Source organism: Rhizobium sp. WSM4643, assembly GCF_025152745.1.
In the GTDB taxonomy this organism is placed as follows: Bacteria; Pseudomonadota; Alphaproteobacteria; order Rhizobiales; family Rhizobiaceae; genus Rhizobium; species Rhizobium leguminosarum_I.
On record NZ_CP104040.1, the window covers coordinates 2,826,411 to 2,840,397 of the forward strand.

Annotated in this window: 14 protein-coding genes; 6 read left to right on the forward strand and 8 right to left on the reverse strand. The window is 60.4% G+C overall.

The features are described 5' to 3' along the window. Positions 1 to 125: 125 nt before the first annotated feature. Positions 126 to 1,712: a hypothetical protein gene (locus tag N1937_RS14275; protein WP_260058959.1), complete on the reverse strand. Its 1,587-nt coding sequence runs from the start codon at positions 1,710 to 1,712 to the stop codon at positions 126 to 128. 160 nt (positions 1,713 to 1,872) lie between these two features. Further along, complete coding sequence (locus N1937_RS14280) at positions 1,873 to 2,118, reverse strand: DUF2164 domain-containing protein (protein ID WP_170254989.1); 246 nt, start codon at positions 2,116 to 2,118, stop codon at positions 1,873 to 1,875. 133 nt (positions 2,119 to 2,251) lie between these two features. Here N1937_RS14280 and N1937_RS14285 point away from each other — a divergent pair, with 133 nt between their 5' ends. Beyond that, a complete protein-coding gene (locus tag N1937_RS14285) occupies positions 2,252 to 2,983 on the forward strand; it encodes an AzlC family ABC transporter permease (protein WP_170254988.1) in 732 nt (243 codons plus the stop codon). Positions 2,984 to 2,986: 3 nt separating this feature from the next. Further along, positions 2,987 to 3,295 carry an AzlD family protein gene (locus N1937_RS14290; protein ID WP_017965080.1) on the forward strand — a complete coding sequence of 103 codons (309 nt, stop codon included), beginning with the start codon at positions 2,987 to 2,989 and terminating at the stop codon, positions 3,293 to 3,295. A gap of 69 nt (positions 3,296 to 3,364) precedes the next feature. On the opposite strand, the gene N1937_RS14295 is transcribed toward N1937_RS14290, so the two are convergent. Next, positions 3,365 to 5,200, reverse strand: a complete 1,836-nt coding sequence (locus N1937_RS14295) for an aminopeptidase P family protein (RefSeq protein WP_170254987.1) — start codon at positions 5,198 to 5,200, stop codon at positions 3,365 to 3,367. Positions 5,201 to 5,478: 278 nt separating this feature from the next. Between N1937_RS14295 and N1937_RS14300 the strand changes: the two genes are divergently transcribed. Beyond that, positions 5,479 to 5,652, forward strand: coding sequence for a hypothetical protein (locus tag N1937_RS14300; RefSeq protein WP_003541368.1), 174 nt, complete (start codon positions 5,479 to 5,481; stop codon positions 5,650 to 5,652). 401 nt (positions 5,653 to 6,053) lie between these two features. Here the strand turns inward: N1937_RS14300 and N1937_RS14305 are convergent, their stop codons facing one another. Continuing rightward, positions 6,054 to 6,932, reverse strand: a complete 879-nt coding sequence (locus tag N1937_RS14305) for a 50S ribosomal protein L11 methyltransferase (RefSeq protein WP_170254986.1) — start codon at positions 6,930 to 6,932, stop codon at positions 6,054 to 6,056. Positions 6,933 to 7,000: 68 nt separating this feature from the next. Beyond that, a complete protein-coding gene (locus N1937_RS14310; RefSeq protein ID WP_026154232.1) occupies positions 7,001 to 7,603 on the reverse strand; it encodes an SCO family protein in 603 nt (200 codons plus the stop codon). Positions 7,604 to 7,927: 324 nt separating this feature from the next. On the opposite strand from N1937_RS14310, the gene N1937_RS14315 reads away from it, so the two are divergent. Further along, complete coding sequence (locus N1937_RS14315; protein ID WP_017965084.1) at positions 7,928 to 8,395, forward strand: chemotaxis protein CheW; 468 nt, start codon at positions 7,928 to 7,930, stop codon at positions 8,393 to 8,395. A 176-nt stretch (positions 8,396 to 8,571) separates the two neighbouring features. Beyond that, the gene (locus N1937_RS14320; protein WP_170254985.1) at positions 8,572 to 9,723 is read left to right on the forward strand and encodes an epoxide hydrolase family protein; all 1,152 of its coding nucleotides are present in this window, start codon (positions 8,572 to 8,574) and stop codon (positions 9,721 to 9,723) included. Here the strand turns inward: N1937_RS14320 and N1937_RS14325 are convergent, their stop codons facing one another. Together N1937_RS14325 and N1937_RS14330 are read right to left on the reverse strand one after the other, a co-directional pair. After that, positions 9,724 to 10,218, reverse strand: coding sequence for a CreA family protein (locus N1937_RS14325; protein WP_162115974.1), 495 nt, complete (start codon positions 10,216 to 10,218; stop codon positions 9,724 to 9,726). A 75-nt stretch (positions 10,219 to 10,293) separates the two neighbouring features. Beyond that, entirely contained in the window at positions 10,294 to 10,884 is a 591-nt protein-coding gene (locus N1937_RS14330; protein WP_017965087.1) for a 3'-5' exonuclease, read from the reverse strand. A 280-nt stretch (positions 10,885 to 11,164) separates the two neighbouring features. Here N1937_RS14330 and N1937_RS14335 point away from each other — a divergent pair, with 280 nt between their 5' ends. After that, positions 11,165 to 11,701, forward strand: coding sequence for a GNAT family N-acetyltransferase (locus N1937_RS14335; RefSeq protein WP_017965089.1), 537 nt, complete (start codon positions 11,165 to 11,167; stop codon positions 11,699 to 11,701). Between the two features lie 31 nt (positions 11,702 to 11,732). Here N1937_RS14335 and ligA read toward each other — a convergent pair whose 3' ends face one another. Further along, positions 11,733 to 13,889 carry an NAD-dependent DNA ligase LigA gene (gene ligA / locus N1937_RS14340; RefSeq protein ID WP_260056437.1) on the reverse strand — a complete coding sequence of 719 codons (2,157 nt, stop codon included), beginning with the start codon at positions 13,887 to 13,889 and terminating at the stop codon, positions 11,733 to 11,735. Positions 13,890 to 13,987 lie beyond the last annotated feature (98 nt).

Sequence of the window (13,987 nt, forward strand, 5' to 3'; positions counted from 1 at the left end):
CGTCTATTCGCGCTCCAATCGCGGCGCCACTCCCGAAGGTGTTGCCGCCACAATCGACGAAATGCGGACGCAAGTCACAATGATCAAATGCGTGGACGTGTGTAAATAAGCTGCCGGCCGGTAGATTATTTCAGGACGTAGACGTCGAACGTCTCATCGCTTCCGACAACCGCGCCGAAACGCTTGACGAGGCTTGTCGCGCTCTGGAAATCAGAAATATCTTCCGGCGTCAGAATCAACCGCCAAACGTAGCTTTCACGCAGGGAAACGGGCGCAGTAATCTGATCAAGTCGTTGTGAAAGAAGGATGACAACAGGGACACGCTCACTCTGCTGCAATCGGTGTGCCGTTTGCAGAATATCGGCAAGGCTGAGCGAAAGCCGCGCATTCCGGGTATATCGTACGATGGTGCCGAACCGCTCCTCCCGCAGAAGATAGGTGCGGTTGCGGACGTAATAGGGCAAGGCTTCCACCAGATAGTCGGGATCCGCCATGATGACCGCATCCTTGAGATCGGGGCGCGATTGAATGAACGCACCGAGATCCTTGCTTCGGCTCAGGGGTATTTCGGCTATGAAGGCCTGGTGGACCTTCTCGACGCCGGACACGACCTGTAGCGCCAGCAATATCAGGAAGCACAGGCGCCCCAACTTTACGATGCCGCCAACAGACTCGATGCCTGCAACGCCCGCCCCGTCGCGCTGAGACTCTACGGCAGTGATCGCGATCATGAAAACCAGCCAGAGCGCCTGATGTCTGTATCCGCCGGGATAGACAAGCGTAAAAAGCAGCGAAAGCCCCAAGAGAACCAGTCCCGCTGCGATCATCGCCGGCCATTGGTTCGCCAGCGCCAACAGGCTGCCGTAGATGAGCACGGACATCAACGCTGCGAAAATCTGGGCGGCCAACGGATACGCAACGACCAGTTCAAGGACGCTGTTGGGATAGAACGCCATAAAATGGGAACTGGTCAGGGCAAAAGCGCGAAGGACAAGCAAAGCGAAATTCTCGCCGCTGAGATCGTTCTGCCCCGTATCGTTGAAGGTCGGATAGACTGTTACGAAACATAAAACAATTCCAACCGCGGCAATGGCAGCGGCGGTCGCAAAGGCCCGATATGCCGTCAGAGGCGGCCTTGGCCGGGCCAGAATTAAATCGAAAAACCAATAGGCGAGGAAGCCGCCGACGAGGACGACCGAATGGACGTTCGTATTTGCCAGCAGGGCAAACAACAGGCCGAGCAATATCCCGTTGCGTGCTCCTTTCTCCCAACTGAGGACGATAAGGAAAATCACCAGCATGCTGATGCCGTAATTTCGCGACATCGCGGCATAATCGAAAATCGAAAAGCTGCCGAACAGCGACAGAAGCATGATGGAAAGCGGCAGTTTCAGCCTGAAAACAAGGAGATAGGCCGCGGTCGCTGCAATCGTCAGTGCGACGATCTTCAGGACGACAGGTGAGCCGACCACGGCATAGGCGGCGCGCAGCAGAATATACCAGACAGCAGGATGACCCTCACCACGCATCCGGCGAAGCATATCGATGAAGTTATCCCCTTGAAGCGCGAGTGACAACGCACGAACCTCGTCACGCCAGACCGTTTCGGACAAGCAGAGCGCAGACGCCAGCGCAAGCCAGACCATAAGGATCAACGCCTTGCCGAGCTTGGCGGATCGAGGTTCATCGATAACAGAGACAATCACGGCCATAAGACGCAACCCGGTGAACGAAAGCGTCACGACCATATCGGCGCAGAAATAAATTGGCGTTAAGTGAGGGCCTCTTTTGGTTTCAGGGCGCTGAAGCATGTCGCGCGAAACTGTGCAGCGGTTTAAGCGCGACAAGCGAATTTGAAGATCGCGACGCGCTTTAGAATTTTTCCTCCCTCTCAAGCAGATGGATATCCTCAGCTACGTCGTCCATTCTCTGCAATAATGCGGCCTGGGCATCTCGTAGCCCTCGATTGTAAAAGTACGGCCCGATCTCCTCGGCGAAGAAGTCAAGCAGGAATTCAGCCGGCAATGCACCGATGGGATCGAGTTCCCGGCCGAAATAAGCGCGGATGCGCGAAACGATTTCAGCCTTTTCTTCCTTGGAAAATTCGATCTTTTTCATGATTTCCTCTTTGCCGAATGCGATCGGGACTTTGATGGTTCAGCAAAATCGATTGGTCAATCAAGGAAATTCAATTGCCGTCGCAAGCCGTAGACCATAAGGGAAAACTTGAATTCCAACTGGACAAGATCGCATGAATCGCGCCGACTTTGTTGAAGGTTTGCGGGGCGGCTCCGCCGTTGCGTTGGCATCGGCGCCCTTTGGCGCTCTCTTCGGAGCGCTGGCGGTCGAAAATGGCATGTCGCTTTCCGAAGCCGCCTTCATGAGCGCCACCGTCTATGCAGGCGCCAGCCAGATGGTCGGCATCGAACTCTTCGGTCACAACGTCCACGCCTGGCTGATCGTATTGTCGATCCTCGCCGTCAATTTCCGCCACGTGCTCTATTCGGCGGCGCTGGCGCGCTACATCGGCCATTTCACGCCGGTGCAGAAATTCTTTACCTTTTTTCTCCTCGTCGATCCGCAATTCGCCGAAGCAGTCAAGCGCGCCGAGGCCGGCCGGCAACTCACCTTCGCCTGGTATTTCGGCTTCGCCATCATCATCTACATTCCGTGGGTGCTGATCAGCATCGCCGGCGGCCTGCTCGGCGGCTTCATCGGTGATCCCAAGGCCATCGGCCTCGACATCCTGTTGCCGGCTTATTTCCTCGGCATCGTTCTCGGCTTCCGCAAGCGAGACAATTTCCTGCCCGTGGCGCTCGTCAGCGCGGTGGCATCCGTGTTCGCCTACCGCTACGTCGGCTCGCCCTGGCATGTCAGCCTCGGTGCCGCCGTTGGCATCGTGCTTGCCGCCCTGTTGCCGCTGCCGCCGCAACCGCAAGATCTCGAAGCCGACGCCCTTCAATCCGAAGTGCACGAGGTCTGAGCCATGGAATTCGATCTTCACATGGCGCTCGTTATCCTCGCCGCAGCCGCCGCCACCTTCGCCACCCGCATCGGCGGCTATATCCTCATCACCCGAATGAAAAGTATCCCCCCGCGCATGGAGGCGGCGCTGAATGCCGTTCCGGCGGCCGTGCTGACGACGCTCGTCGCACCCGCCTTCTTCATCGGCGGCTGGGAATCGAAGCTGGCGCTGATCGCCGCCCTATTCATCGGCTTGCGCTTCACCCATACATGGATGCTGGTCGCCGCCTGGATCGTCGTGATGACTTGGCGCCACACGATCGGCGCCTGAGCACCGGCCCGAAAGCCGGCGCAGAAACTCAAGGCATTACAACGTCGCCGACGCTGTGATGCCGTTTTCTCAATATTCCAGCGGCAGCGTCGCGTTTTCGAGCCACGCCCTGACATCGTGATCGTGGATGAGCGGCATCAGCGCCTCGCATGTGCGGCGATGATAGTCGTTGAACCAGTGCAGTTCGTCGTGGGTCAGAAGCTCGGGAATGACAAGGCTGCGGTCGATCGGGCAGAAAGTCAGCGTTTCGAATCCGAGCATCGGCGCATCGCCGCCCTCGATCTCCTCGGCCCCGCGCACATAGATCAGGTTCTCGATGCGGATGCCGAAACTGCCGGGCCGATAATAACCCGGTTCGTTCGAAAGGATCATGCCGGGCAGCAGTTCCTGCGTCGAAAGCCTGGAGATGCGCTGCGGCCCCTCATGCACCGAGAGATAGGAGCCGACGCCGTGGCCTGTGCCGTGAGCGAAATCGACGCCGGCCCGCCACAGCGCGATGCGCGCCAGCGGATCGAGGTCGCAGCCGCGCGTGCCCTTCGGGAAACGTGCCGTGCTGATCTCTATCATCCCCTTCAGCACCAGCGTGAAGAAGCGCCGATGCTCTTCCGATACCGTACCTATGCCGACGGTGCGGGTGATGTCTGTCGTGCCGTTGATATATTGCGCACCCGAATCGATCAGGAAGAGTTCGCCGGCCTCGATCAACCGGTTGGTCTCGGTCGTCACGCGGTAATGCATGATCGCCGCATGTTCGCCGGCGCCCGAAATCGTGTCGAAGGAAATGTCCTTCAGAGGGTTCTGCATGCTCTGGCCGACGCGGGCACGCGCCGCTTCGAGATGCTCGGCAGCAGCGATCTCGCTCACCGTGCCAGGCTTCGTCTGCGACAGCCAACAGAGGAATTCCACCATCGCCGCCCCGTCCTGCAGATGTGCGGCGGCCGAGCCGTTGATCTCGACGTCGTTCTTCACCGCGCGCGGCAGCTTGGCGGGATCGGCGCCCTCCACCACTTCGCCGCCCGCCTTACGGATGATCTCCGCCAGCGCATAGGCGGCGATATCAGGGTCGATCAGCACGCGGCCGCCATCTCGCGAAACGGCGGCAAGCCTCTCCTCCAACGCCGAGGGCGGCAATTGTGTGCAGATCTGCGCGAGATAGGCCTCCGGCTCGATGCCGGTCTTGCGCTTGTCGAGGAAGAGCTCTGCCCGGCCGTCGGCATGAATGATGGCGCGCGCCAGCGGATGCGGCGTGTGCGGCACGTCGGCGCCGCGGATATTGAAGGCCCAGGCAACCGAAGAGGGATCGGCGATCAGCACCGCCGCAAGGTTCTTCTTCGAAAGATCGGTGGCGATCGTCGCGATTTTGTCCCTGGCCAGCATGCCGGCCTGCGCGAGGTTCTGGATGCTGACCGCGCCGAGCGGCTCGGTTGGCCGGTCGCTCCAAAGCCTGTCGAGCGGATTGTGCGGCAGGAAGACCAGCGTGCCGCCAATCTGCGAAAGCGCCTTTTCCAGACGGCGCACCTCTGCACCCGCATGCAGCCATGGGTCGACGCCTAGCCGCAGGCCCTTGCCGCCGTTTGCGGCAAGCCAGAGGTGCGGCGGTTCGTTCACGAGGTCGCCGCCCGAAAAGACCGAACCGTCGACCTGTTCGGCAAGCTGAGTCACATAGCGCCCGTCGACGAAGACGATCGCCTGCGTGCGCAGGATGAGCGCAATACCGGCCGACCCGGTAAAGCCCGTCAGCCATGCCAAGCGCTCCGAACATGCGGGAACATATTCGCCGTTGAACTCGTCGGCGCGCGGCACGAGAAAGGCGTCGATGCCGAGCGAATCGAAACCGGCGCGCAGCGCCGATACGCGATCCCTGCCGAATTGCGGCGTGGAAGTGACTTCGAAAGACTGGAACATGCTGGAAACCCGAATGATTGAGACGAATCCGGTTAATGGGATGCCGGCCATGTTAGCGAAATTTCAACTGATGGGGAGAAAAAGCGACCAAGCGAGTCGAAAGCCCTGGGACCGCTCAACATTTTGACGGAACTGTGACGCCAAAAGTTAATTTGGCACGCTTTATGCATTGGCCGCATGGCTCCCATGAGCGAAACCCTCTGCCTCCGCATTTCAGAATGGCTATATAGGCGTCATCGAACGGTTCGCGATGAACCTATAACAAAGGAATTCTTGAAATGACTGCCTCTCTCTCGCGCTTCGCATATAGCAGCCCGGTGCAGGCTGGCGAACGCCAGACCGTGCGTCACGTGATCGGCGCCCGCCGCCCGCAAAACGAGGACAGCCTCAAGCTGCTCGGCGCCGGCCAGCGGGCCACGCGCCACAAGGGCGCCCCCAGCTACGCGTTCTAAGCCTGAAAGCCAGTCCGTCTCCTCCCTCCCGGACCGGCCTATTGGAATGCAGTAGAGCCCGCTTGAGCGCTCCTCCCCTTGAGCTCGCGGGCATTGACCGGATAGACCGGTCGAAGGCGGTGCCATCGGCACCGCCTTTTTCTTATCTTCAACAAGGCTTGGGAGGTACGCTATCCTGTGGAATGATCGGTCGCAGCTTGCTCTCTCTTCTCCCCTCGGAGAGAAGATGGCCCGAAGGGTCGGACGAGGAGGCCACACGGCAGGCAATTCATTGCCCTTCGCTGCGCTCTGCGCATTCGCGGCTTCGCCGCTCACCCCCTCATCGCCTCGCTATCGTTCCGGCACTTCTCCCCGCTGGGGAGAAGAGGGACACCGCATTCGCCTCCCCACTCTCGCCTTCATCAAGGCCGATCGAGGTGGATGGTCACCCAGCCGTTGCGCCAGATGGTTCTGACGTGGCGAAGCCGCGCGCCATTATAGGCGGCAATCACCTTCCAGCGTTGCCCGGCAAGGATGCCGGAGAGAATGACCGATCCGCCAGGCGCAAGATGCGTCGCAAGCTTCGGTGCCATGCGGATCAGCGGCCGCGCGAGAATATTGGCGATGATGAGATCGAAGGGACCGTGCTCGGAAAAGGCCGTCGAGTGGAAGCCCGGCGCTGTCCTGGTGACGATGCCCGAGGCGATGCCGTTGCGGCGCACGTTCTCGGCCGCCACCTTCGTCGCGATCGGATCGATGTCGGTCGCCAGCACCGGTATGTTCCTGAGCTTGCGCACCGCAATCGCCAGTACACCGCTGCCGGTGCCGAGATCGAGCGCGTTGCAGACCGAACGCGAGCGCACCACGGCATCGATCACCTCGAGGCAGCCCGCCGTCGTGCCATGATGGCCGGTGCCGAAGGCCTGGCCGGCATCGATCTCGATGGCGATGTCGCCGGGGCGGATCTTGTCGCGGTCATGCGAGCCATGCACCAGGAAGCGCCCTGCCCGGACGGGCTTCAGCCCCTCCAGCGATTTCACCACCCAGTCGATCTCGGGGATGACTTCCCGCTCCAGCCGGGCATCGGGAAAAGAGGCCTTCAATGCGTCCTTGACGCGGGAATGCACCTCAGCCTCGTCCTCGGCCATCATGTAGATCGAGGCTTCCCAGATATCCTTCTTCTCATCGATCTCCGTGGTGCCGATGGCAAAGTCTTCTTCACCGAAGACCGCGCTCAGAAGGTCGAGGATCTCTTCGGCCTTGCTTTCGGTCGTCGTCACGTAAAGGCGGATTTCACTCACGATAGGCGGTCTTTCCCGTTTCCGTTGCCCGCCGCCGGTCGAGCCAACGCCCCATCACGCTGAAGCTGTCACCCCTTGCTGGCGAGATTCTCCAGCTTCTTTACCGCCGTGTCCGGGTTTTCGCCATAGGCGATCGTTCCGGAAAACCGCCCGGCCGAATCGAGCAGGAAGACCGAGGCGGTGTGATCCATCGTGTAGTCGCCGTTCGGATCCTTCTCGTCGACCGGCACTTTCTTGGCGTAGACGCGGAAACCCTTGATGACGTCGGCGATCTTGTCAGGCGCGCCTGAAATGCCGATGATGCGCTTGGAAACATTGGAGACGTATTCGTTCATGATCTCAGGCGTGTCGCGCTCCGGATCGACGGTCACGAAATAGGCCTGTAGCTTGTCGCCCTTCGGATCCACCTTCTCCATCCATCCGTTCAACTCGAAAAGTGTCGTCGGGCAGACTTCCGGGCAATGGGTAAAGCCGAAGAACAGCGCCGTCGGCTTACCGCGCAACGCCTGCTCGGTGATCGGCTGCCCGCTTTGGGAGACCAGAGTGAAGGGCACGCCGAAGGGCGGTTCGGCCACCATGTCCCTCGACTTCGTCAGGTTGAGCGTGTAGGCACCAAGAAACCCGGCAAGTATCAGGACACCGACCCAGACGGCGATGCGGAATGTCTTCATTGGCATGATCCTCGATCCGGGCGGAGAACGCGCGGCCCGCCCTTGCCCCGCGTGATTATAGCCTCGACCGGACGCGCGCAATTCAAGAATATGTTTTCTGACCGGTGGTTAATTGTCTCACCGATAGAAACTGCAACGGCAGCGAAATCCGACGTCGGGAATCTGCGCGGATCAAAAATGGCATGTTTGTGAATAGCTTGCCTTTAGAGCGGCGGATAATCGGAAAATACATATCGTTAGGAAAGACTTAAGCCGTCACATCTATATTTAACAGCGGTTCTGCATCGCCTCTCCCGCCGGAGACAACTGGGAAGAATTCTGACCATGAACAACAACGCCATCAAGCAGTCGGGCGCTTATCTCGAAATCGTTTCGTTCCACCTGGGCGATCAGGAATTCTGCATCGACATCATGGCTATCCGCGAAATTCGCGGCTGGGCGCCGGTGACGCCGATGCCGCACACCCCGCCCTACGTGCTGGGCCTCATCAATCTGCGCGGTGCGGTGATCCCCGTCATCGACATGGCCTGCCGCCTCGGCATGAAGATGACCGAGCCCTCCGAGCGCTCGGCGATCATCGTCACCGACATCGCCGGCAAGCTGGTCGGCCTGCTGGTCGAGCAGGTTTCCGACATGATGACCATCAAGAGTGAAGACCTGCAGCCGCCGCCGGAAATCATCCCGGAAGCCCAGCGCGCCTTCTGCCGCGGCATCGTCGCTCTCGAAAAGACCATGGTTTGCTTCTTGAACCTCGACACGGTTATTGCCGACGAGCTGACACAGGCCGCATAAGAACAACCGCTCCTCGATCGGAAGGCCGCCTGCAGCCGATCGCTGCGGGCGGTTTTTTTGTATTTAACGGACCGGCAGCGCAAGGTGCCGCAAGCAGACGGACACGCCGTCACCTTCCAATTGCTCGGACGGAGACTACCTCCCCCTCCGATAAAGTGCCCGGTCAGGAGCCTTCCATGCGTGTCAGCACCTACAAGATAAACATCGACGACGAACGGGTCGACGACCTGCAACGGCGCCTGCGCTCGACGCGATGGCCGCCAGCACTCGACGCCGACAGCTGGGAAGATGGAACAAGTCTCGCTTTTCTCAAGGAGCTCCTCGCCTATTGGAAAGACCATTTCGACTGGCGCGCGCAGGAGACGCGCCTCAACACGCTTCCGCAGTTCATTGCCGAGATCGATGACCTGTCGATTCATTTCGTCCACCAGAGAGGAAAAGGGCCCTCGCCACTGCCACTCATCCTCACGCACGGCTGGCCGGGCTCCTTCTTCGAAATGGAGGGGATTATCCCAATGCTGGCGGATCCTGCAGCACATGGCGCCGACCCTGCTGATGCATTCGATGTCGTCGTGCCGTCCCTTCCGGGCTACGGCTTCTCGCAGGCGCCAGGCTCAGCCGGGATCGGCCCCTATGAAATATCGGGACTGTGGCTGAAACTGATGCAGGGTTTGGGATACGAGACCTTCTGCCTGCAAGGCGGCGATATCGGCGCGGCCGTTTCGAGCTGGCTCGCCTACCGGTTTCCACAGAATACGACAGCGCTGCACCTGAACTATATTCCGGGGAGCTACCGGCCGCCGCTGGGCGCGGGACAGGCACCGATTTCGACGGAGGAACAGGCCTTTCTCGAACGCGCCGCGCAATGGGCCGATAGCGAAGGCGCTTACGCCCACATGCAAGGAACGAAGCCGCAGACGCTTGCCTATGCACTGACGGATTCGCCCATTGGCCTAGCTGCCTGGATCAGTGAAAAATTTCAGGCGTGGAGCGACGGCGATATCAGGACGACGTTCTCTCTCGACGCCCTCTTGATCGAGATTTCGATCTATTGGTTCAGCGGCACCCTGGATTCGTCGCTTAGGCTCTACAAGGAAAGCCGAAAGCGGCCGATGCATTTCAAGGCGAACGAACGCGTCCTGCCGCCACTCGGCGTGGCGCATTTCGCAAGGGAATTGCCCCAGCCGCCACGCTCTTGGGTCGAACGCGTCTATGACGTCAGGCGATGGACCGAAATACCGAAGGGAGGCCATTTTGCCGCCATGGAGCGGCCCGAGCTTCTGGCCGAAGATATCCGCGCTTATTTCCGCCCATTCAGGACGCGCTGATCACTGCGGCCTCCCATTCTTCCAGACAACGTTCTGCCCATAGAGCGGAATGGTCGAGATCGACATCTTCGCCGAACCGTCGGTCAGTTCGCGCGAATGGGCGAGATAGATCAGCGTGTCGTTCGTCTTGTCGTAGATGCGGTTGACGACCAGGGTCTTCCAGATCAGCGACATGCCTTGGCGGAACACCTCGCTGCCATCCTTGGACAGGTCGATATTGCCGATCTCGATCGGGCCGGTCTGCCGGCAGGCAATGGAATTGTTGGACGGGTCCTCGAACCAGTTGCCGTTCTTGAACCGGTCGATCAGGCTGCGGTCGAAATAGGTGACGTGGCAGGTGATGCCCTTGACCTCGGGGTCGGAGACCGCCTCGACGATGATGTCGTTGCCGATCCAGTCGACCCCGACCTTGCCGACGACTTCGGCCGAGGCAGTACCTGCGGAAACGGCGGCGAAAGAGAAGGCGGCGAGGAGAAGATTGCGCAGTCTGGACATGGCGGCTCCCTGAATAACCGCATTCTAGATAAGCATGCACCCATGCTTTGCAAGAAATGGAGCTCGCGGAAGGGATCAGCCTTTCCGGCAGGTGCAGGGCTCGTAGGCCCGCGCCGTCAGCCGGCCGGGCCGCATGCCGATCAGCGCCGGTATCGCGTGAACGGCATTGGCCTTTACCGCTTTCGCCATCTCGATCGCCGCCGCCGCGCAGACCGCGGCATCCTCGGCGGCGTTGTGGTGCACGAAACGCAGGCCGAGATGCTCGGCGATCAGGTTCAGCCGGTGCGAGACGAAATGCGGCCAGATTCGCTGCGCCATCTTCAGGCTGCAGAGATAGGTAAGATCCGGATAGGATTGCCGGTAGAGATCGAGGCTCGCCCGCCAGACGCTGAAATCGAAGGCGGCATTGTGCGCGATCATCGTCGCGCCGCGAAAATCTTCCTCGAACTCGTCCATCACCTCGGGAAACTCGGGCGCATCTTCGACATGCTCCGGCCGGATGCCATGGATTGCGATGTTCATCCCGGAGAAGCGCATGTCCCGCGGTCGGATCAGCCGCTCCTCGACGCGCATCACTCTGTCGTCCTCGATCCAGGCAAGGCCGACGGAACAGGCGCTGCCGCGCTGTTCGTTCGCCGTCTCGAAGTCAATTGCGATGGTCTTCAATGCAGCAACCCGAATCGTTTCTTCGGGAACAGGAATACCGCCCCGCTTGCGGCCGTGCAAATTCGACACGACGCAAGGTTGACTTTTTAGCCCACATACCGAAACTTGCTGCCATGATCGTTTCCCTTACCATGGCAGCGCTTATTCATCACACCACGACCCTCGAAGGGTACGCGGGAGCGATGGCGCGTTAGCAGCGATCCGATCATCCCGAAAACCCTGCCGAGGCGAGCAGGGTTTCGGAAACCGGCTCTCCTCGTAAAACCGATGGAGAGCATGAATGTCCGAAAACGAAGAGAATGAACCTCGCGGCCGAGCGCGCCTGCCAGATGGCGTCCTCGTGCGCGCCGTCCGCCTGTCCGATGCGGAGGAGATCACCGATCTCCTAAATCTGCCGGGCTACCGGGCCGGCACCTTGCGGCCGCCATACCAGCGGGTCGAAGAAGTTCGCAAACACATGGAAAATCCGTCGCCGGGCGCGCTCAACCTCGTCATCACCCTGGATGGCAAGATCGTTGGCAATGGTGGCCTCAACCGCCTCTCCGGCCGTAGGCAGCACGTCGCCAGCATCGGCATGGGCGTGCATGACGATTTCACCGGCCGCGGCTTCGGGCGGATCCTGCTCGGCGCGATGATCGACGCTGCCGACGACTGGCTCGATATCAAACGGCTTGAACTGACCGTCTACACCGACAACGACGTCGCCATCGGCCTCTATCGGAAATTCGGCTTCGAGCAGGAAGGCCTGTTGAAGGCCTTCGGCTTTCGATCCGGCGAGTATGTCGACGCCTATACGATGGCGCGGCTCAGGCTATGAGCAAACGGGTTGGCGGCTTGCCGTCAGCCCCTCAGCCGCTGATCAGCGCCAGCCATTCATCCTCGTCCATCGTCTGCACGCCGAGTTCGCGCGCCTTGTCGAGCTTGGAGCCGGCGCCGGGGCCGGCGACGACGATGTCGGTCTTCTTCGAGACCGATCCCGCCACCTTGGCGCCGAGGCTTTCGGCCCTCGCCTTTGCCTCGTCGCGGGTAAACTTTTCCAGCGAGCCGGTGAAAACCACCGTCTTGCCGGCAACCGGACTGCCTGCCGTCTTCGGTTGCTCGGCCTCCTCGGGCGTCACTTCCTCAAGCAGTCGGGTGATCACCTCGACGTTGCGCGGCTCCTTGTAGAATTCGACGATGGCGCGCGCGACCACCTCGCCGACGCCCTCGATGGCGTTGAGATCGTTCCAGGCGTCGCCGGAAAGTGTCTCGGCCTCCCGCATCGCCGTCTCGAATGCCGCATAGGTGCCGTAGGAACGCGCCAGCAGCTTCGCCGTGGTCTCGCCGACATGACGGATGCCGAGCGCGTAGATAAAGCGATGGAGCGCTATGCTGCGCCGCTCGTTGATCGCGCCATAGAGCTTGCCGACGCTGACCTTGCCGAAGCCGTCGATCTTCTCGAGCTTGGTCAATGAATTCCGCTGCCGTTCCTCCAGCGTAAAGATATCGGGCGCGGTGCGGATCTGCAGCGACGGATCCTCGTTTTCAAAGAAGAAGTCGATCTGCTTCGAACCGAGCCCTTCGATATCGAAGGCGTTGCGCGAAACGAAGTGCTTCAGGTGCTCCATCGCCTGCGCCCTGCAGATGAAACCACCGGTGCAGCGGGTGACCGAATCGAGCTTGCCGGTCTTCTCATGTCTTTCACGCACCGCATGCGAACCGCAGACCGGGCAGGTCTTCGGAAATTCATAGGGCTTGGCCTCGGCCGGGCGTTTCTCCATGACGACGTCGAGTACCTGCGGAATGACGTCGCCGGCGCGCTGCACGATGACGGTATCGCCGATGCGGATATCGTGCTCGTCGTCGCGGATGCGTTCACCGCTATTGCCGATGCCCTGGATGTAATCCGCGTTGTGCAGCGTCGCATTGGTGACGACCACGCCGCCGACGGTGATCGGCGTCAAACGCGCCACCGGGGTCAACGCGCCAGTGCGGCCAACCTGGATGTCGATGTTCTCGACGATCGTGAAAGCCTGTTCGGCAGGAAACTTGTGCGCCGTCGCCCAGCGCGGGCTCCGCGAGCGGAAGCCAAGACGGGCCTGCAGTTCGAGACTGTCGACCTTGTAAACGACGCCATCGATGTCGTAGTCGAGATCCGGGCGCTTGAGCCCGATCTCGTCATAATGCGTCAGGATGTCGGCGACCGAGTTCAACCGTTTCATCAGCGGATTGACCGGAAAACCCCAGTCCTTGAAGGTCTGCACCATACCGAACTGTGTATCGGCGGGCATCTCCGACATCTCGCCCCAGGCATAAGCGAAGAATTTCAGCTTGCGGCTCGCCGTCACCTTGGCGTCGAGCTGGCGTAGCGACCCGGCCGCGGTGTTGCGCGGATTGACATAGGTCTGCTTGCCCTCCGCCTCCATCTGCCGGTTCAGTGCCAGGAAGTCGCTCTTGGCCATATAGACTTCGCCGCGGATCTCCACGACGGCGGGCACGCCTTTCGGCAGCTCGTTGGGGATTTCGGCGATGGTCCGGATGTTGGCAGTGACGTTCTCGCCCGTCGTGCCGTCGCCGCGCGTCGCGGCCGTCACCAGCCTGCCGTTCTCGTAACGGATCGACATCGACAGGCCGTCGATCTTCGGTTCCGCAGTAAAGGCGATCGACTGGTCCGGCAGCCGGCCGAGAAAGCGATAGACGCCGGCGACGAAATCCTGCACGTCCTCCTGCGAGAAGGTGTTGTCGAGCGACAGCATCGGCCGCGCATGAACAACAGGCGCGAAGGTGACGGAGGGCGCTGCACCGACATGCCGCGACGGGCTGTCCTCACGAATCAGCTCGGGAAACCGCATTTCCAGCGCATCGTTGCGGCGCTTCAGCGCGTCGTAATCGGCATCCGAAATCTCCGGCCGGTCCTTGCCGTGGTAGAGAGCATCGTGATGCGCGATCTCCTTTGCCAGCCGTTCGAGCTCGGCGGCAGCCTCTTCGATCGTCAACGTGTCGACGGTGGAACCTTCGGTGGACATGGAATATTACTCCAGAGAATCTGGCCAGAAAATCTGGATTGTTTTTAGAGCAAAATTGCCGGATGAAAAGAGAGGCTGGATATCCTGCATCGGGAAGA

Coding starts and splice junctions, on each gene's coding strand:
- N1937_RS14325 (WP_162115974.1), bottom strand. CDS start 10,218: ATGTCCAGACTGCGCAATCTTCTCCTCGCCGCCTTCTCTTTCGCCGCC.
- ligA (WP_260056437.1), bottom strand. CDS start 13,889: ATGTCCACCGAAGGTTCCACCGTCGACACGTTGACGATCGAAGAGGCT.
- N1937_RS14275 (WP_260058959.1), bottom strand. CDS start 1,712: ATGGCCGTGATTGTCTCTGTTATCGATGAACCTCGATCCGCCAAGCTC.
- N1937_RS14295 (WP_170254987.1), bottom strand. CDS start 5,200: ATGTTCCAGTCTTTCGAAGTCACTTCCACGCCGCAATTCGGCAGGGAT.
- N1937_RS14285 (WP_170254988.1), top strand. CDS start 2,252: ATGAATCGCGCCGACTTTGTTGAAGGTTTGCGGGGCGGCTCCGCCGTT.
- N1937_RS14300 (WP_003541368.1), top strand. CDS start 5,479: ATGACTGCCTCTCTCTCGCGCTTCGCATATAGCAGCCCGGTGCAGGCT.
- N1937_RS14320 (WP_170254985.1), top strand. CDS start 8,572: ATGCGTGTCAGCACCTACAAGATAAACATCGACGACGAACGGGTCGAC.
- N1937_RS14280 (WP_170254989.1), bottom strand. CDS start 2,118: ATGAAAAAGATCGAATTTTCCAAGGAAGAAAAGGCTGAAATCGTTTCG.
- N1937_RS14310 (WP_026154232.1), bottom strand. CDS start 7,603: ATGAAGACATTCCGCATCGCCGTCTGGGTCGGTGTCCTGATACTTGCC.
- N1937_RS14335 (WP_017965089.1), top strand. CDS start 11,165: ATGTCCGAAAACGAAGAGAATGAACCTCGCGGCCGAGCGCGCCTGCCA.
- N1937_RS14315 (WP_017965084.1), top strand. CDS start 7,928: ATGAACAACAACGCCATCAAGCAGTCGGGCGCTTATCTCGAAATCGTT.
- N1937_RS14290 (WP_017965080.1), top strand. CDS start 2,987: ATGGAATTCGATCTTCACATGGCGCTCGTTATCCTCGCCGCAGCCGCC.